At 42.7% G+C, this 16,124-nt stretch carries 20 protein-coding genes; 6 read left to right on the top strand and 14 right to left on the bottom strand.

The window, feature by feature from the left end:
• Nucleotides 1-97 precede the first annotated feature (97 nt).
• From JJ692_RS06000 to JJ692_RS05960, 9 genes are all read right to left on the bottom strand, one after another.
• Nucleotides 98-439, bottom strand: coding sequence for an SCP2 sterol-binding domain-containing protein (locus JJ692_RS06000; RefSeq protein ID WP_024423403.1), 342 nt, complete (start codon nucleotides 437-439; stop codon nucleotides 98-100).
• A gap of 120 nt (nucleotides 440-559) precedes the next feature.
• Nucleotides 560-862, bottom strand: a complete 303-nt coding sequence (locus JJ692_RS05995) for a thioredoxin family protein (protein WP_041088351.1) — start codon at nucleotides 860-862, stop codon at nucleotides 560-562.
• 12 nt (nucleotides 863-874) lie between these two features.
• Nucleotides 875-1,219, bottom strand: a complete 345-nt coding sequence (locus JJ692_RS05990) for a toprim domain-containing protein (RefSeq protein WP_024423404.1) — start codon at nucleotides 1,217-1,219, stop codon at nucleotides 875-877.
• 131 nt (nucleotides 1,220-1,350) lie between these two features.
• The gene (locus JJ692_RS05985; protein WP_024423405.1) at nucleotides 1,351-1,587 is read right to left on the bottom strand and encodes a YusG family protein; all 237 of its coding nucleotides are present in this window, start codon (nucleotides 1,585-1,587) and stop codon (nucleotides 1,351-1,353) included.
• Between the two features lie 44 nt (nucleotides 1,588-1,631).
• Nucleotides 1,632-2,015, bottom strand: a complete 384-nt coding sequence (gene gcvH / locus JJ692_RS05980; RefSeq protein ID WP_008347039.1) for a glycine cleavage system protein GcvH — start codon at nucleotides 2,013-2,015, stop codon at nucleotides 1,632-1,634.
• A gap of 66 nt (nucleotides 2,016-2,081) precedes the next feature.
• On the bottom strand, nucleotides 2,082-2,438 hold the full coding sequence (locus JJ692_RS05975) for an arsenate reductase family protein (RefSeq protein WP_024423406.1): 357 nt from the start codon (nucleotides 2,436-2,438) through the stop codon (nucleotides 2,082-2,084).
• Nucleotides 2,439-2,725: 287 nt separating this feature from the next.
• A complete protein-coding gene (locus tag JJ692_RS05970) occupies nucleotides 2,726-4,507 on the bottom strand; it encodes an acyl-CoA dehydrogenase family protein (RefSeq protein WP_025094137.1) in 1,782 nt (593 codons plus the stop codon).
• Between the two features lie 14 nt (nucleotides 4,508-4,521).
• Nucleotides 4,522-5,697, bottom strand: coding sequence for an acetyl-CoA C-acetyltransferase (locus JJ692_RS05965; RefSeq protein ID WP_024426007.1), 1,176 nt, complete (start codon nucleotides 5,695-5,697; stop codon nucleotides 4,522-4,524).
• 12 nt (nucleotides 5,698-5,709) lie between these two features.
• On the bottom strand, nucleotides 5,710-8,097 hold the full coding sequence (locus JJ692_RS05960; RefSeq protein WP_122632052.1) for a 3-hydroxyacyl-CoA dehydrogenase/enoyl-CoA hydratase family protein: 2,388 nt from the start codon (nucleotides 8,095-8,097) through the stop codon (nucleotides 5,710-5,712).
• Between the two features lie 199 nt (nucleotides 8,098-8,296).
• On the opposite strand from JJ692_RS05960, the gene JJ692_RS05955 reads away from it, so the two are divergent.
• From JJ692_RS05955 to JJ692_RS05945, 3 genes are read left to right on the top strand one after another with little or no spacing between them, the layout of a single operon-like run.
• On the top strand, nucleotides 8,297-8,434 hold the full coding sequence (locus JJ692_RS05955) for a YuzL family protein (RefSeq protein WP_003212904.1): 138 nt from the start codon (nucleotides 8,297-8,299) through the stop codon (nucleotides 8,432-8,434).
• A 44-nt stretch (nucleotides 8,435-8,478) separates the two neighbouring features.
• Complete coding sequence (locus JJ692_RS05950) at nucleotides 8,479-8,712, top strand: hypothetical protein (protein WP_224426662.1); 234 nt, start codon at nucleotides 8,479-8,481, stop codon at nucleotides 8,710-8,712.
• Between the two features lie 11 nt (nucleotides 8,713-8,723).
• Complete coding sequence (locus JJ692_RS05945; protein ID WP_024423410.1) at nucleotides 8,724-9,071, top strand: spore coat protein; 348 nt, start codon at nucleotides 8,724-8,726, stop codon at nucleotides 9,069-9,071.
• A gap of 215 nt (nucleotides 9,072-9,286) precedes the next feature.
• Here JJ692_RS05945 and JJ692_RS05940 read toward each other — a convergent pair whose 3' ends face one another.
• The 3 genes from JJ692_RS05940 to JJ692_RS05930 form a co-directional block, all read right to left on the bottom strand.
• On the bottom strand, nucleotides 9,287-9,538 hold the full coding sequence (locus JJ692_RS05940) for a YusU family protein (protein ID WP_122632051.1): 252 nt from the start codon (nucleotides 9,536-9,538) through the stop codon (nucleotides 9,287-9,289).
• A gap of 71 nt (nucleotides 9,539-9,609) precedes the next feature.
• Nucleotides 9,610-10,440 carry an ABC transporter ATP-binding protein gene (locus JJ692_RS05935; protein WP_008347057.1) on the bottom strand — a complete coding sequence of 277 codons (831 nt, stop codon included), beginning with the start codon at nucleotides 10,438-10,440 and terminating at the stop codon, nucleotides 9,610-9,612.
• Between the two features lie 146 nt (nucleotides 10,441-10,586).
• On the bottom strand, nucleotides 10,587-11,033 hold the full coding sequence (locus JJ692_RS05930; RefSeq protein WP_171464862.1) for a YusW family protein: 447 nt from the start codon (nucleotides 11,031-11,033) through the stop codon (nucleotides 10,587-10,589).
• Nucleotides 11,034-11,146: 113 nt separating this feature from the next.
• Here JJ692_RS05930 and JJ692_RS05925 point away from each other — a divergent pair, with 113 nt between their 5' ends.
• On the top strand, nucleotides 11,147-11,986 hold the full coding sequence (locus tag JJ692_RS05925) for an oxidoreductase (protein ID WP_080780789.1): 840 nt from the start codon (nucleotides 11,147-11,149) through the stop codon (nucleotides 11,984-11,986).
• Nucleotides 11,987-12,032: 46 nt separating this feature from the next.
• Here the strand turns inward: JJ692_RS05925 and JJ692_RS05920 are convergent, their stop codons facing one another.
• Nucleotides 12,033-13,433 carry a S1C family serine protease gene (locus JJ692_RS05920; protein WP_044331279.1) on the bottom strand — a complete coding sequence of 467 codons (1,401 nt, stop codon included), beginning with the start codon at nucleotides 13,431-13,433 and terminating at the stop codon, nucleotides 12,033-12,035.
• 326 nt (nucleotides 13,434-13,759) lie between these two features.
• On the opposite strand from JJ692_RS05920, the gene JJ692_RS05915 reads away from it, so the two are divergent.
• Nucleotides 13,760-14,437, top strand: a complete 678-nt coding sequence (locus JJ692_RS05915; protein ID WP_044331281.1) for a response regulator transcription factor — start codon at nucleotides 13,760-13,762, stop codon at nucleotides 14,435-14,437.
• The gene (locus JJ692_RS05910; protein ID WP_044331283.1) at nucleotides 14,434-15,765 is read left to right on the top strand and encodes a HAMP domain-containing sensor histidine kinase; all 1,332 of its coding nucleotides are present in this window, start codon (nucleotides 14,434-14,436) and stop codon (nucleotides 15,763-15,765) included. Before JJ692_RS05915 ends, JJ692_RS05910 begins: the two co-directional genes overlap by 4 nt.
• Before the next feature lie 20 nt (nucleotides 15,766-15,785).
• On the opposite strand, the gene spxO is transcribed toward JJ692_RS05910, so the two are convergent.
• Nucleotides 15,786-15,950 carry an anti-adapter protein SpxO gene (gene spxO, locus JJ692_RS05905; protein WP_003212782.1) on the bottom strand — a complete coding sequence of 55 codons (165 nt, stop codon included), beginning with the start codon at nucleotides 15,948-15,950 and terminating at the stop codon, nucleotides 15,786-15,788.
• Nucleotides 15,951-16,124 lie beyond the last annotated feature (174 nt).

Here is a 16,124-nt window from a genome sequence, read left to right as displayed (position 1 = left end):
ATGTTGTTTTATGTGATGTTCATGTTTTTACTAACGTAGGATATCATGCTACCCGAGATATGTCAACGCTGTAAATCGCTAATTTCCAAGTAAACAACTACGTTATCATTTTTCGAAAAAAACCGTTCGTCAGCCAAAGCACTGCCTCTAGTCTAAGGAGCGCACGGAATGACCCTTTCACTTTGACTTGTCCCCTGCTGATTAACTGCTGTAAGGACATATCTCCATCTAATAATTGAAGAATCTCTTTCCTCTCACCATAAAAGATGAGATCCGATAACTCAATTGCAGGTAGTTTCTTCACTTCACCACGTTCATCCACAATCAATGTACAAGAGTCAGTTTCCGCCTCAAATGTAATCTTCAAGGATGATGATGAGAGCAGCGGCTTTAATAATAAACGCTGCCCTGTGTTACCATGGGCTTTCACATTTTCCACATGTATAACCTCCCTGTCATTTGGTTATACATAACATTTCTCTACAAACATCGGCTTGTCCTTTATAAATAACTCGACAAATTTTCAAATGAATTTCTTGAAATATGACAAAAAACCGCTTTATTTAGCGGTTTCAATCATTTCATGAAGATATGGAACTGAGTGAAAGGCATAGCCTTTTTGCACCAATTCACCTTTTTTAAACATGAGAAAGCAAGGAACACTCTCGATTTCAAATGCTTTCGCAAAGCCTGGTGAATAGTTTAAATTGTTTTCGTAAAATGGTACATCCGGCTGCATGGCGTCTACGACTGCCAGCATTTTCTTTGCCAGCTGGCATGTTCCGCAAAACGGTGTATATAAGTATAAAAGAAATAAATCGTCCTCTATCTCCTTGAATTCGTGTTCTTCAATCTCTTTCATATACGTCCACCCTCATAAATATTTCGAATGAACATCAATGTTTGCAGCTAATAGGATAGATGCAATGTGGGCTGACGGTGAAGCGGCCACTTCGCGGTACGTTCTGTCGACAAAAAGATGAAGTGCTTCAGGGAATTCTTTTCGAAATTGCTTCCGCAGTTTGTCGCCTGCATCGTCACTGTCAGCTAATATGTAAACGTCTTTCCCCACTAAATCGTCCACAAGCTGATCCAGCTTCGATGTACTGATCGTGCCATTGGTGCAAATGATGGTAACAGGTTCACTTATGACTTCTTTTAGCTTTTGTTTGTCTGTTTTACCTTCTACAATGATGACCTTTTCTATCTCGACATTCATCACGATCACCCGGCCCTTTTGACGTTGATTCACTTCTTCCTTAGATTACAATCTTTCATTCAGGTTGTAAAGATTGAGCGCCTCGTCATCAAAAAGACTGCAGCTTCTGTTCACTGCAGTCTCATCTGTGATTAGCACCAGCCATTTTCATCGTCACAGTCAACATATTTTTCTGTCCCATCGGTCAATGTATCCGTTAAACGATAAAAACGATTTTGATCATAGGAATATCCCGATTTCAGCTCATATTGGTTTTCACTAATCATCGTACCAATCTCTTCATTTTGATGATAAAGCACCATGCCGCTTTCTTTGAATCGTCCAGTGACATGCTCTGTTATATCCACGTGTTCTTTTTGAAAAGACAAATTGGACACCCCCCATAAAGGTAGAGTGTCCAATTTCTCATGAATTAGTCTTCTTTTGTCATTTCTTCATATTGCTCAGCCGTCATTAAGTTCTCAATTTCAGAAGCATCAGCTGGTTCTACCACGATCATCCATGCTTTTTCGTATGGAGAGTCGTTGACGAATTCTGGGCTGTCATCCAGCTCATCGTTCACTTCAACGATTGTGCCATTGATCGGTGCATAAAGTTCAGAAACGGTTTTCACTGATTCTACACTTCCGAAAGGCTCGTCCGCTGTGATTTTGTCTCCTACTTCAGGAAGCTCAACGAACACGATATCGCCCAGCTCAGATTGAGCAAAATGCGTAATACCGATACGCACCTTATCTCCTTCTACTTTGACCCATTCATGTTCTTCTGAATAACGTAAATCTTTTGGTGTGCTCATTCAATACCCCTCCAGTCTTTTCTTACAATCTATATTGAAGATACCACAATCTGAATGAAAGTTACATCATTTCCAGACGCTTTTAAATGTATCTTCGTTAAATCCTACCGTGACTCGTTTTCCGTCTGTTGTAATCGGGCGCTTAATCAGCATTCCGTTAGACGCGAGTAATTCTAGCTGCTCGTCCTCTGACATTGCAGGAAGTTGATCTTTCAGCTGCAGCTCCCGGTATTTTTGTCCGCTTGTATTAAAGAATTTCTTCAGCTCTAAACCGCTTTTTTCGTAAAGGGCTTTTAATGTTTCTTTATCAGGCGTCTCTTCGACGATATGTATGCTGTTGATGTCTTTATTGTGTGCTTCCAGCCACTTTTTTGCTTTTCGGCATGTACCGCAAGATGGGTATTCGTAAAAATCTAAAGCCACCATTTTCACCTCCTGCAAATTGTGACAACATTTTATCACAAAATATTTTAAAAACCTAAATGTATGCTTACAAAAAGGTGCGGAGTGATATCCACACCTCAGCGTGTAGACAAACCCTCGCATTCGGTGTCAGGTCTGCGCTTCGGTGCTCACGAATGTCAAATTCGCTCCGCTCCGATGCTCAACCTTCCTAGAATTCAAAGGTTTTCTATCACGCTGAAAAGAAGACAAAGGGCTAAAATAAAAATCATTTTAGCCCTTTGTCAACAATCTGAGGTACGCCGTCCTTATACGATATATTTCTCTGCTTCAAAGATTCGTTTTGCCACTTCGCGCTTTTTGGCGATGACATTGATCGGAGTAAATCTTGTCAGCTTGCGAAGGGCTGACAGGCTCATGCGGAGTGAATCTCCTTCCTCCATCGCAATCAAGGATTCTTTTGCATGGGCTTCAATCTTTAAGAAAGCCTCCTGTGTGAAAATTTGTGTGTAAGCAAGCTTTTGTTCATTCTTTTCTGCCCCTGTTGCAGCGATTGCCTTTTCTGTACGCAGAATCGCTGATTCAGCAGCAAAAATTTCATTGACGATATCGGCTATGTTCACAAGAATTTCTTGCTCTTTGTCTAAGGCTTTCCCGTATTTCATAGCTGCCATACCAGCCACCATTAAGGCGATCTTTTTCGCATGGGCGAGCAAATATTTTTCTTGATCGAGCGGCTGATCGCCTGGCTCTTCCGGCATCATCATCATTAGCTCTTCCTGTAAGGTTTGCGCTTTTTGAAGCAGCGGAAGCTCTCCTTTCATCGCTTTCTTCAAGAATGTACCTGGTACAAGCAAACGGTTGATTTCGTTTGTCCCTTCAAAAATCCGGTTAATTCGCGAGTCGCGATAGGCTCTTTCGACCTCGTATTCTTGCATGAATCCATATCCGCCGTGAATCTGCACGCCTTCATCCACAATATAATCCAACGTTTCAGAGCCAAGCACTTTACAGAGAGAACATTCAATCGCATATTCCGCAATGGATTGGGCAATTTGTTTGCCGTCTTTTTGCTCTTCATCACTTAAGAGCCCCATCCGTTGTTCAAATAATCCAACCGTACGGTAAACAGCACTTTCCATCGCATAGAGCTTTGCTGACATATTGGCTGCTTTTTCACCAATTAAGCTGAATCGAGAAATTGGTGTTTTGAACTGCTTACGCTGGTTCGCATATTCTGCCGACAATTGAATGACGCGCTTGGATGCACCGATTGTGCCGACTGCCAGCTTATAGCGCCCAATATTCAAAATGTTAAACGCAATCACATGACCTCTGCCGGCTTCACCGAGCAAATTCTCCTTCGGTACTTGGGCATCTTCAAGAATCAACGTTCTTGTCGATGATCCTTTAATACCCATCTTTTTCTCTTCAGGCCCCGTTTTGACACCTGGAAAATCCTTTTCGACGATAAAAGCAGAGAAGTGTTCACCATCAATCTTCGCATACACAACAAAGACATCGGCAAATGCGGAGTTTGTGATCCACTGCTTTTCTCCATTGAGGACATAATGGGTACCTGCTTCATTCAGAACTGCCGTTGTTTTTGCTCCAAGAGCGTCAGAACCTGATCCAGGCTCAGTAAGTGCGTACGCCGCAATGGTTTCACCAGAGGCGAGTCCAGGCAGGTACGCTTCCTTTTGCGCTTGATTCCCGAAGAGCACGATCGGCAGAGAACCAATACCGACATGAGCACCATAGGAAAGTGAGAAGCTTCCTGCTCTAGCGAATTTTTCAGTAATGATAGCTGAACTGATTTTATCTAATCCAAGCCCGCCGAATTCCTCAGGCACATCGGCTCCTAAAAGTCCAAGCTCACCAGCCTTTTTGAGAAGCCTAACCGAATGCTCGAACTCATGGTTTTCAATTTGATCTATATGCGGAACCACATCTTGTAAAATATAATCCTCTGTTGTTTTTCCAATCATTTGATGTTCATCAGAGAAATCCTCCGGTGTAAAAATATGCTCATAATTCGTCTCATCAATTAAAAAGCTTCCACCCTTTTTTACATCTTCCAATGCTTTCATCCTGATTTCCCCCTTTAGATCAATTCAAAAATGCCTGCTGCTCCCATGCCCCCGCCGATACACATTGTGACAATGCCAAATTGCTCGTTTCGCCGTTTCATTTCATGAATCAGTGACAGCGTTAGTTTCGTTCCTGTACAGCCGAGCGGATGTCCGAGCGCAATTGCCCCGCCATTGACATTTACCTTTTCTTCATCAATTCCTAAATGACGAATGACTTGAATTGCCTGAGAGGCAAACGCTTCGTTTAATTCAAACAGGCCAATATCCTTCAGTTCAAGTCCAGCGATTTTCAGCGCACGCGGAATGGCTTCAACCGGACCGATCCCCATCACTTCAGGCGGTACACCGCCAACAGCAAATGCTCTGAATTTAGCGAGCGGCTGAAGAGAAAGTGAGGATGCTTTCTCGCGGTCCATCATCATCACACACGCAGCCCCGTCACTTGTTTGAGACGAGTTCCCTGCGGTCACCGTGCCTTTTGTTGAGAAAGCCGGACGCAAAGTGGAAAGAATCTCCTCCGTTGTGCCTGCTCTCACACCTTCATCCTGTGAGAACGTGAATTGATGCTCTTCTAATTGATATTGCTCACCTACCCGTCGCTCTGTTACATCAACAGGCACAATTTCATCTGAAAATTTTCCTTCTTGAAGTGCCTTTGCTGCCTTTTGATGACTCCTCACCGCAAAGGCGTCCTGATCTTGACGTGTGACCTGATACTTTTGCGCCACTTGCTCTGCCGTGTGCCCCATGCTCATGTAGTATTCAGGTGCTTGCTCTGCCAAGAGAGCATTTGGACGAATGGAATGCCCCATCATCGGCACCTGTGACATCGATTCGACTCCTCCGGCTAAAATCGTGTCTGCCTGCCCGAGCATAATACGTTCACCCGCATAAGCTATAGATTGAAGTCCAGACGAGCAGTAACGGTTTATGGTGATGGCAGGTACCGTATAAGGCAATCCTGCTAATGCCCCAATATTCCGGGCCACATTTAACCCCTGCTCTGCTTCTGGCGTTGCACAGCCAATGATCAAATCATCTATTTGACCGTCGTATTCACCGGCACGCTTTAACGTTTCTTTTACACATAATGCGCCCATATCATCAGGCCGGACATGTTTTAACGATCCTTTTTTCGCCTTCCCTACTGGTGTTCTTGCGCCAGCGACAATGACTGCTTCTCTCATTTTGACTCCCCCTTAGTTACGTAAAGGTTTTCCTTTGACGAGCATGTGCTGCATACGTGCCTGTGATTTCACTTCTCCTACAAGACTTAAAAAGGCTTCTCTTTCAAGCTCTAATAAGTATTGCTCCTCTACCTCTGTTCCAAATGGCAGTTTCCCGCCGGAAATGACATGAGCTAATTTTTTTACAATGGTCATGTCATGCTCTGAAATGTATCCTGACAGTCTCATATTTTCAGCAGCCAAAATCATCGCTGCATAGCCTGTTTCTCCCATGACCGGCACCTTTTGCTTGAGCGGCGCACGATAACCGGCTTCATCAAGAGAGAGCACCAGTTGTTTTGCATCATAGATCAGGTGATCCCCGTTCATACTGATCCGGTCACTCACGCGGAGCATGTTCATATCCCGCGCATCCTCAGCTGAAGTTGATACTTTTGCCATTGCAATTGTTTCAAATGTTTTCAGCGTGGCATCCTGTATAGCCGTCTGCGACGGCTTCGCTGATCCTTGCAGGTGACGAAGATATAACTCTTTGTTTCCGCCGCCTCCTGGAATCAGTCCAACTCCCGCTTCCACAAGTCCCATGTAAGTTTCGCTGGACGCCTGAATAGCTGCTGCCGGCAGACAAACTTCTGTTCCGCCTCCTAATGTCATCCCAAATGGTGCGGCTACGACTGGGCGATTGCTATATTTCACCTTCATCATTGCCTGCTGGAAGCGTCTGATCACAAAGTCAATTTCAAAGAAATTGTCGTCCTGTGCCTCCATTAAAATCAGGGCAAGGTTTGCGCCAACACAGAAGTTCTTCCCTTGGTTTCCGATGACAAGCCCTTTATAATTCTTTTCCGTCTCATCAACAGCGCGATTGATCATATCAATGACATCTAGTCCAATGGCATTGCTTTTAGAATGAAATTCGAGCAAGGCGACATCATCACCAATATCGATCAGGCTCGCACCAGAATTTTTGAAGATGACGTCGTGCTTCTTTTTCAATCTAGCTAAAGATATATGTTTGTCGTTCCCTTTTTCCTGTTCATAAGCCCCATTATGATAAAACGCACGCTCTCCATCAGCATTCTCTTGATAGAATGTCTCGTGTCCTTCTGACAGCATGTCTTGCACCCATGTTGGAATACTGTGGCCTTCTGCTTCCATGCGTTCAGCGGCTTTTTTGACACCTATTGCATCCCACAGCTCAAATGGGCCGTGCTGCCAGCCGAATCCCCATTTCATGGCGTTATCAATAGACTGAATATCATCCGCAATTTCACCTTTTAGATGAGCTGAATAAAGAAGTACGGGAGCTGTCATATTCCAAAGTAGTTGCCCTGCACGGCCATCCTGATAAATAAGCGCTTTCAACTTTGCTTTTGCACCCTTTTGCTGTTTCGCCATTTCAATGCCTGGATCATTTAGCTTTGTGCGTTCTCCATATGTGAGCGTCACTGGGTCAAGCTCTAAAATGACCTTCCCATTTTTTTGATAAAAACCTTGGCCTGCCTTGCTGCCAATCCATCCTTTTTCGAGCATTCTTTCAATAAACTCAGGCAGCTGAAAAATCTCTTTTTCCTTTCCTTCTACCTGTTCATATACGTTTCGTGCCACATGAGAAAACGTGTCGAGTCCCACTACATCCAGTGTACGGAAGGTCGCACTTTTCGGTCTTCCAATGAGAGGTCCTGTGACAGAATCCACTTCTCCGATGGTGTATTTGTTCTCAAGCATTTCACGCACTGTGACAAGAAGTCCATAAGTGCCAATGCGGTTTGCAATAAAGTTCGGTGTGTCCTTTGCTTCAACCACACCTTTGCCGAGTACATCCTCGCCAAATGTTTTCATAAATGACAGTACTTCTGGATCGGTTTCTTGAATAGGAATGATTTCTAAGAGCTTTAAATAACGAGCTGGGTTAAAAAAATGTGTGCCTAAAAAATGGCGTTTAAAATCATCTGATCGGCCTTCTGCCATTTTTTCAACTGAAATACCGGATGTATTGCTTGATACGATGCTTCCTTCTTTGCGGTGTTCGTCGATGAGAGAGAATACGTGTTGTTTGATGCTGAGCTTTTCAGTGACGACTTCAATGATCCAGTCAGCATCGTGTAATAAGGAAAGGTGGTCTGTGAGATTTCCCGGTGTGATGTATGATAGGTTTTTTGCTGAAGTAAGAGGTGCTGGCTTTTGCTTTAACAATTTTTTCATCGCTTCTTGACTTAATCGATTCCGAACACTAGGGTGATCAAGCGTCCGCTTTTTCGCCATTTCTTCCTTTGTCAGTTCATTTGGCACAATATCTAGCAGTGTAACTGGTATCCCAATATTGGCTAAATGTGCAGCAATGCCTGAGCCCATGACACCTGAACCAATGACAGCCGCCTTGCGAATATGTTTGCCCATAAATATCCCCCTAAACGTTTTGAATGAACAGTCATTCATTTTTTGTCCAAAAAAAAGCAATGCCTCTTTCTTTATCTTAAAAGATTTTCCGAAACAGTTCAATAGCAGATTTCAAAAATTTACACATTCTCGTGTGCCTTATTTTGCGGCGTATGAATTAAAGATGAGAGGGAATTGTAAGAATGGAGGTGATGTCCACATGTCTCGTTTGAAGAAAAACCCATCGAAAGCAGGCGTTAGTGCTGCAAGTGTAAAAGGAAACGCAGGTCCATCACAGGAAGCAGACCTAGGCGGGAAAAAAACCAGTCAAAATCAGCAATATAAAAAGAATCAGTAAGGAAACAAATTCGTAAGGAGGAACACAAGTTGAACAATCAGCAAATGAATATGCCCCCAGAAGTCATTTCAGTGAAGGATTCCTTGTACTTAGAGGATATGCTCAACTGGAATTTGATCGCCATGAAAAAGGCTCATTTTATGGCCGAGCATTGCCAGGACCAAACATTGAAACAAGAATTAAATCAAGTTGGGCAAATGCATCATCAGCATTACACACAAATTCTTCAGCATTTAGGCAGCTCAGGGCAAGGCCAGTCTACTGGCTTTATGCAATAGGAGGAAAAAACATGGAACAGCAAAACCAACAAAAAATCGGGAATCCACAAACTCCGGTTCCCACAACAACCAACATGAACGATCGTGATTTTGTCACAGACCTCTTGTCGACTGAAAAATATATGACAAGTGGATACAACACAGCGCTCAATGAATTCAGTCATGAATCTCTTTATCAGGATATTCAGCGAATTGCACTGGAAACACAGAAAACACAAAGACATTTATATGATGTCATGTTCCGATATGGCTGGTATTCTGTTGAAGCCGCTGATCAGCAAAAGCTCCAGCAGGCACACCAAAAATTCCAGCAAACACTGACAGATCAATCCCCGTACGGTTCATCACAAATGTCATAAGAAAAAAACTGCCAGTCTAGTGCTGGCAGTCAATTGTTGATAAAGGGCTAAAATGATTTTTATTTTAGCCCTTTGTCTTCTTTTCAGCGTGATAGAAAACCTTTGCAGTCTAGGAAGGACGAGCACTGGCGCGGAGCGAATTGAACATTCGTGAGCACCAGCGCACAGGACTGACAAAGAATGCGAGGGTTTGTCTACACGCTGCTGGCAGTTTTTTAACGGTCTTTATTGGCGCGATGAGCCTCGTTCAACTGTTTGATTCGTTGAATCGTGTGTTTGATTTCTTCTTTTGCTTCTGGATACATTTCATTGAAATGCTTTGCTAGCGGCGGCATGCTTTTTGCGATATGGGAGTAGATCACCCATTGTTTCACATCTTGTTTCAGCTCGTCTGTTGATTCACCGAGCAGCAGCTCTGTATATTTATCAAGCAAGCCTTCCAGCTTTTCATCTAATTCATTTCCCATTGATATTCCGCTCCTTTTTCAGAAAAAAGCCTGACTCTGTGAGACACAGATGTCAGGCTTTTGACATACGATTATCTTGCAGCAAGAAACGTTTCAGCTTGCGCTTGCTGCACAATACAGCGTCCTCTACCGTGCGGAATACATAATGGTGTTCCAAATAAAGGATCTGTTGTCACTTGGCAATTCATATCAAAGACATTTTTCACGAGATCACAATTAATCACTGTTTCTGGTCTACCTTCTGCATAGATTGACTTGTCTTTAATCGCGACAAGATGATGAGCATATCTGCATGCAAGATTGAGGTCATGAAGAACCATCACAATCGTGCGCTGCTCTTTCTCATTTAAATCAAACAGGAGGTCCAAAATTTCGATTTGATGCGTCATGTCTAAATATGTCGTCGGCTCATCTAACAAAATAATATCGGTCTCTTGGGCCAGCGTCATCGCAATCCATGCACGCTGCCTTTGTCCACCTGATAATGAATCAACGGTCCGATCAGCAAGATCTTCCATCTTTGTTGACTTCAATGCGCGGTTCACAGCTTCTTCATCTTGCTTCGACCACTGCTTCAGCCAATTTTGATAAGGATATCTGCCTTGCTTCACTAACTGATGCACGGTTAATCCTTCTGGCGCTTCTGGTCCTTGTGGAAGAATGGCGAGCTGTTTCGCTACTTCTTTTGTTGGTAATTTTGCAATGGAATGACCTTCAAGCAGGACAGAACCACCCATTGGCTTCATGAGACGGGCCAAAGAGCGCAGTAGCGTGGATTTACCACATCCATTACTGCCAATAAATACTGTGATTTCACCCTTAGGGATTGATACATTTAGTTCATCGATGATCATTGTTTCTCCGTAGCCTAAGCTTAAACCTTCAGTAGAAATGGCACTCATTCCGCTCAAACGCTCCTTTTCTCATCCAAATTTTTATATGAAATATCGTCTATGTACAGACGTAAAAGATCACTTATCTCAATTTAGTGTATCAGATTTAAGTGATCTTGAAAATCATTTTCAATTAAAAAATGAGAAAGTCTCGTTTATTTCTTCCTTTGGAATGTACGTTTGGTCCCATCCTCGAGCTTTAAATCGATCTGAATCCGCTGATAATCATCATCTAAATTAAAAGCAGTTAATAGTTCATTTACATACGCTTCATTCATCTTTGCACTAGGAATCGACATATCATTCAGCTTCATCTTCATCTCGCGCAAGGCTTCTTCTCCTTCATAGCGGGCCCCATTCATATGATCACGAATGATTGCTTCCTCTTTGCCTCTTGCCTGACGGTAGGTCGCTTCGTATAATTCGTTTTTCTGTCCATATTGGACAAGCAGATGCACATGCTGAAATGGCAATTCCTTCATTTGAACAGCTGACAGACTTTCTGCTTCTGCTTCATGTGTTTGTTGTAACGGTTCAACTGATTGACAGCCGGACAGCATAAAGAGCAGCACTCCTATTCGTCCCGCCTTCTTCCAACACATCATGTGTTTCCTCCTATTTCACAGCATCGCTTTTTATTCTTCTCCAGGCTCCTTTTTGTTATTCAATAAAACAGCCCACTATGATAAATTGAAACAAAAAGGAGGACCGGATGATGAAAAGAACAGCCATTGTAACTGGTGCCAATAGCGGCTTTGGCAAGCTCATCACGATGTGTCTCGCAAAGCGGGGCTATACAGTGATTGCCGGCGTCAGACAGGAAACCAATGCCAAAAAGCTCGCTGAAGAAATCGAGGAAGCCTCTTTATCTGGCATGATACATATTGAAGCGTTAGATGTGACCGATACGCAGTCGATTCAAGCATTTCAGAAGAAGCTTCATACCTATGCACCCATTACCCTGCTTGTGAACAATGCGGGAACAGCCTTTGCTGGTTTTGCAGAGGAGGTTCCTGTCGACACATACCGCCAACAATTTGAAGTGAATGTCTTCGGTGTGATGGAAATGACCCAAGCCGTGCTGCCGTTTATGACGAGTGGCACAAAGATTTTCAATATGAGCAGTATCAGTGGATTAATGGGAATGCCTGCACTTTCTCCATATGTATCGTCTAAGTTTGCGTTGGAAGGCTATACAGAAAGCTTGCGGATTGAACTGGCTTCGTTCGGTATACAGGCGGCCTTGATCGAGCCAGGCTCTTTCCAGACGAATATTTGGAACACTTCCATGAACGAGCAAATGATTCAGCCAGCAGAAGGTTCGAAATACACAAAACTCTATCAAAAGATGATGGCCCATATTGATGCCCAGAAATCCAACTATGGAGATCCTCGTGAAGTGGCAGAGCTTGTTGTACGTTTAGCAGAAAAGAGGCGGCTGAAACGGCTGAGATATCTTGTTGGAAAAGGTGTACGACTTTCATTCATAGCAAAGCAGCTTCTGCCGTGGAACATGTGGGAACAGATCATACTACGTACACTTTCAAAAAAATAAGCACAAAAAAACAGGTGGACATGTTGACATCCACCTGTTTTTTCATTTATTCGCTATCTGACTGTCCAAGGGTAATATCTAGATTTTTATTCTTTCCTTCACGGATGACAGTCATTGTGGTTTTATCGCCGACTTTTGTTTCTTTGTAAAGAATTTCTTTCAGCTGAGAGCTGTTCACTACGTCTTTTCCTTTGAACTTAATGATGACATCTCCAGATTTCAAGCCTGCTTTTTGAGCAGGTGAACCTTTTGAAACATCCTTTACGTAAATGCCTTTGCCGATTTGTTTATCAAATAAGCCGAGCGTATTTTCCTGATACGTCTCAGGCACTTGCTCAAGGTCAATCATTTGTACGCCAAGGTATGGACGTTCGACTTTTCCATTTTTCAACAGCTCATCTACAATCGGTTTGACATCGTTACTTGGGATCGCAAATCCGAGTGATTCCACACCGCTTTCGCTGATTTTCAAGCTGTTAATGCCAATGACTTGACCATCTGTATTGATCAGTGGCCCCCCGCTGTTTCCTGGGTTAATGGCTGCATCTGTTTGCAGTACATTCATCTCCACCGTACCAGATGACGTATTTGCTTCTACGGTACGATCAAGACCACTAATGATTCCTTCTGTCACAGTACCTGAGAACTGTGCACCGAGCGGATTCCCAATGGCAATGACTTTATCTCCAGCACGAAGCTTAGAAGAATCACCAAAGCTCGCCACTTTATCAATGCCGTCTGCGTTCATTTCAACAACGGCTAAGTCGGTCATGACATCACTGCCGACAAGCTTTGCGTCTTTTGTTTTTCCATCATAAAGGGTGACCTTGATTTTATTGGCCCCTTCGACAACGTGGTTATTTGTAATAATGTACGCTTTTTTGCCATCTTTTTTGAAGATGACACCAGAGCCTGTTCCAGCTTCAGCTTCTGTTTGATCACCGCTCAAGCCAAACGAATTTTGTGTAGATTGATAGTTTGAGACCCCTACAATAGTGGGCTCTAAATCTTCTACCATATCAGCCACATTTGTTGCATTGGTGATTTGTTTTGTCGAGAAATTATCTGAGGCTGCCGGCTCGCTTGATGCGGTTTGCGTTTGCGTGTTGGCAGCTGTATCCTGTGACTGCGGCAAAAGCGGTGTAATGCCAAGTACAAGACCCCCGCCAATAATTCCTCCAAGAATCGGGCTGAGCCATGCCGCCTTCCGCTTTTTCTCCTTTTTTGACGCACGGTCATCCACCATTTGAGGAGAATGATTTGTCATACTCTCCTGCGCGGCAGATGCTTCGTTTTCATGCTGGTGAAAAACGAGTTCCTTCTCTTTTTCTGGTGCGTCTATTTGTTTCTCATTCTCTTGATGGGTATCTTTTTGATGATTCATTTCATTGTCTTGATTTTCTGGATGATTCATCTTATTCTCTTCATCTTCTCTTCGGAAATCCATCGCTTGCACTCCTTTACATCATGTTTCATTCATATGTCTAGATAGGACTCAGGTCCTCTTAATGGAAAGATCATTGAAAAATACTTTATGGCAATATGTCAAATTATATAATACTTATTCATAGAAAAAAAGCAAGGTGCGCACATTGATGAAAAGCACCTATTCATCCGCCTTTTGTCTATGCCCTTTTTTCCCTTGACCTTATCATAATCAAACATTATGGGAGAATGATGAGAAGAATATGTGAAATTGTGAAAAAAGCGTGTGATTGTTGACATGCCGCCTTCGTATCCCGTTATAATGACGTTGAGAGGATGTGGAAGACTTTGTCGTACACCATATATTTAGTTGAAGATGAACAAAATTTAAATGAACTGTTAACCAAATATTTAGAGAGTGAAGATTGGAATGTCTCCTCTTTTTTAACCGGAGAAGCGGCACGCGAGGCCATAAACAAGCCGCCGCATCTATGGATTTTAGATATCATGCTGCCTGATACAGACGGCTATACCCTCATAAAAGAAATTAAAGCCGCATCACCTGACGTACCGGTCATTTTCATTTCAGCACGTGATGCAGATATCGACCGTGTCCTCGGTTTAGAGCTGGGAAGCAGTGATTATATTGCGAAGCCGTTTCTTCCGCGTGAGCTGATCATTCGGGTTCAAAAGCTGCTGGAGCTTGTGTATAAAAACAGCGATACCCCGCAGCAGCAAAACGTCACTTCAGTTTCTTCTTATGTCATTCATGAGGATGTAAGAGAGGTCTATGAAGAGGGGCAGCTCATTAACTTAACGTCTAAGGAATTTGACTTACTGCTTTTATTTACACATCACCAGGGACATGCTTTTTCTCGTGAAGATATCCTCGTCAAGATTTGGGGACACGATTATTTTGGGACAGATCGTGTAGTCGATGACCTTGTTAGACGGCTGCGCAAAAAAATGCCCGACTTAAAGGTCGAGACCATCTATGGATTTGGCTATAGGATGCTGAAAGGATGAAGAACAAACCGCTCGCTTTTCAAATTTGGGCTGTGATCTCTGGCATTTTGCTCACCATTTCCATTGTCCTGATCATTCTATTTTCTAATACATTACGTGACTTCTTCACAAATGAAATTTATAAAAATATCGAAAATGAACAGCAAGTGCTGACAGAATATCCATTGAACCGAGACGGCTCGCCAAAGTCGACACCGGAAAACCGCTCCGTGCAGCACATTTTGATCCCGTCAGATGAATTAGATCAAATGGCGCAGTTTTTTCCGCATGCTTTTATTGAGAAAATCCAATCGTTTGTGAAAAAACAAAAAACCGCAACGAAACGGTATTCTGAAGAGGTGAACGGCCAGCATATCTTTTTTGTCATCAAAAAAGTATCATCAGGCAATACACCTTATATTCTTCTGTCCTATGCACCAGATTCTTATCGAGACGACCTGTCCTTTACGCTGTTTAAACAGCTGATCTTCATCTTAGGCACTGTTATTTTACTAAGCTGGATTCCATCGATTTGGCTTGCCCGCTATCTATCCCGACCAATCGTTGCGTTTGAAAAGCACGTCAAACGGATTGCCCAAGAGGACTGGGACGATCCTGTCATCGTTGACCGGCAAGATGAAATTGGCAAACTTGGTCATACCATTGAAGAAATGAGACAAAAACTCATTCAAAAAGATGAAACAGAACGGACACTTTTGCAGAATATTTCACATGACTTAAAAACACCTGTCATGGTCATCCGCGGCTACACGCAGTCCATTAAAGATGGTATTTTTCCTAAGGGAGATCTTGAACAAACGGTGGAAGTCATTGAAGGTGAAGCGGAAAAGCTTGAGAAGAAAATCAAGGATCTGCTGTACTTAACAAAGCTTGATTATTTATCAAAACAACATCCCGCACATTCTTCCTTCCTACTCAGTAATACGATGCTGGAAGTGGTCGACCGAATACGCTGGTCGAAAAATGAATTGCAGTGGAACGTGGACTTAGATGATGAGGCTGCTCTTGAAGGCGATCCAGAACAATGGAGCAAATTATTTGAGAATGTACTAGAAAATCAACTTCGCTACGCAAAAAGTAAGATTGATATTCAGATGAAACAAGAAGAGGATCAAATCCGCATTGTCATTCGTAATGACGGTCCTCCAATTGAAGAACATATGCTGTCCAACCTATACGAACCTTTTAGTAAGGGAAAAAAGGGCGAATTCGGTATTGGATTAAGCATTGTCAAAAGAATCCTTTCAATGCATCAAGCGTCCATATCTATTGAAAATGATGATCTAGGTGTACGTTATACAATCATGGTTCCAAAGAAGAGACTGTAGGTTTTTGACCGCAGTCTTTTTTAAATGAATGAATACCCATTGAAATCACGGTATGTGGCTTTGATCTTTTTGCCAGCTTGATACATCCATTTCTTTTCAATGGTTGTCTCTTTCGGCATTTTGACTTTTTCTACTTGAATCCCTTTTGTTCGCAAGCGTCTAATCATATCATCGATTTCTCTCATGGAACATCATCCTTTCACATATTTTGACCAGTTGGTCACCTTACTTTATAATATAAAGAATTACACTGTAAAAAACAAGTTACAATCTGATTAATTTTTGAAAACTTTCGTCGTTTATGACCAATAAGTCACATCTCTTTGCGCACGTTTCCTAAGACATTTGTCTCTCGGTAA

This window comes from Bacillus sp. 3a (assembly GCF_017161885.1).
Taxonomy (GTDB): Bacteria; Bacillota; Bacilli; order Bacillales; family Bacillaceae; genus Bacillus; species Bacillus safensis.
The sequence above is the reverse complement of the archived record's forward strand: the minus strand, read 5'-3'. Positions and strand labels throughout refer to the sequence as shown.

Excerpts from the sequence above, each read along its gene's own strand:
- JJ692_RS05930 (WP_171464862.1), bottom strand. The coding sequence starts at position 11,033 with ATGTGTTGGAAGAAGGCGGGACGAATAGGAGTGCTGCTCTTTATGCTG.
- gcvH (WP_008347039.1), bottom strand. The coding sequence starts at position 2,015 with ATGAGCACACCAAAAGATTTACGTTATTCAGAAGAACATGAATGGGTC.
- JJ692_RS05925 (WP_080780789.1), top strand. The coding sequence starts at position 11,147 with ATGAAAAGAACAGCCATTGTAACTGGTGCCAATAGCGGCTTTGGCAAG.
- JJ692_RS05970 (WP_025094137.1), bottom strand. The coding sequence starts at position 4,507 with ATGAAAGCATTGGAAGATGTAAAAAAGGGTGGAAGCTTTTTAATTGAT.
- JJ692_RS05945 (WP_024423410.1), top strand. The coding sequence starts at position 8,724 with ATGGAACAGCAAAACCAACAAAAAATCGGGAATCCACAAACTCCGGTT.
- JJ692_RS05995 (WP_041088351.1), bottom strand. The coding sequence starts at position 862 with ATGAAAGAGATTGAAGAACACGAATTCAAGGAGATAGAGGACGATTTA.
- JJ692_RS05940 (WP_122632051.1), bottom strand. The coding sequence starts at position 9,538 with ATGGGAAATGAATTAGATGAAAAGCTGGAAGGCTTGCTTGATAAATAT.
- JJ692_RS05935 (WP_008347057.1), bottom strand. The coding sequence starts at position 10,440 with ATGAGTGCCATTTCTACTGAAGGTTTAAGCTTAGGCTACGGAGAAACA.
- JJ692_RS05955 (WP_003212904.1), top strand. The coding sequence starts at position 8,297 with ATGTCTCGTTTGAAGAAAAACCCATCGAAAGCAGGCGTTAGTGCTGCA.
- JJ692_RS05910 (WP_044331283.1), top strand. The coding sequence starts at position 14,434 with ATGAAGAACAAACCGCTCGCTTTTCAAATTTGGGCTGTGATCTCTGGC.
- JJ692_RS05920 (WP_044331279.1), bottom strand. The coding sequence starts at position 13,433 with ATGGATTTCCGAAGAGAAGATGAAGAGAATAAGATGAATCATCCAGAA.
- JJ692_RS05990 (WP_024423404.1), bottom strand. The coding sequence starts at position 1,219 with ATGAATGTCGAGATAGAAAAGGTCATCATTGTAGAAGGTAAAACAGAC.
- JJ692_RS05960 (WP_122632052.1), bottom strand. The coding sequence starts at position 8,097 with ATGGGCAAACATATTCGCAAGGCGGCTGTCATTGGTTCAGGTGTCATG.
- JJ692_RS05950 (WP_224426662.1), top strand. The coding sequence starts at position 8,479 with ATGAATATGCCCCCAGAAGTCATTTCAGTGAAGGATTCCTTGTACTTA.
- JJ692_RS05965 (WP_024426007.1), bottom strand. The coding sequence starts at position 5,697 with ATGAGAGAAGCAGTCATTGTCGCTGGCGCAAGAACACCAGTAGGGAAG.
- spxO (WP_003212782.1), bottom strand. The coding sequence starts at position 15,950 with ATGAGAGAAATCGATGATATGATTAGACGCTTGCGAACAAAAGGGATT.